The 681-nt window shown below is 58.1% G+C and carries 1 pseudogene; it reads right to left on the bottom strand.

Annotation, left to right across the window (positions count from 1 at the left end):
• Positions 1–681, bottom strand: a pseudogene (locus CXF87_RS22080) (IS3 family transposase); the annotation flags it as partial.

Below are 681 nucleotides of genomic sequence, written 5' to 3' on the forward strand. Positions count from 1 at the left end.
ACTCCGTGACGTCGGTGACCCACCGTTGGTTGGGGCGTTCAGCCTGAAACTGACGGGCAAGAAGGTTGGGAACACTGGCCTGCTGGCCACGATAGGAGCGGTATTTCTTCGGGCGTACCAACGACTTCAGCCCAAGGTGCTGCATGAGGCGTTGGACTGTCTTGTGGTTGACCTGCTCTCCCGCCTGGCGCAACGCTGCTGTGATGCGGCGATAGCCGTAGCGCCCTTTGTGACGCTCGTAGAGGGCATGAATTCGACGCTTCAGACCCGCATGCCGATCATCCAGCTGCTGAACACTTACCTGATAATAGAAGGTGCTACGCGACAGTTCGGCGACTTTTAGCAGCACCGGCAAAGGGTGGCCTTGCTTCAGTTCAAGGACTACTCGCGCTTTTTCTGCGCGGCTTGCTCTTTGGACTGACGCAAGGCCCTCAATTTTTTTAGGTAGGCCACCTCAGCACGCAAGTATTCGTTCTCTTGGAGCAGCTGCTCCAGCGAGCTCTTTTCAGTCACTGGAAGTGGGGGCTTGGGGGGCTCTGCTGTGGGCATCTTCGTCGGGCGACCTCGGGCTTTAGGCTCCAGCGCCTGGAAGCCTCCTTCATGATACTGACTTTCCCACCGCCGTACGACCCCCACTCCACCTCGGATATCGAACAGGGCAATCGCTTGTCGGGCTGAGAG

The organism is Halomonas sp. MES3-P3E (assembly GCF_002836035.1).
Classification (GTDB): domain Bacteria; phylum Pseudomonadota; class Gammaproteobacteria; order Pseudomonadales; family Halomonadaceae; genus Vreelandella; species Vreelandella arctica.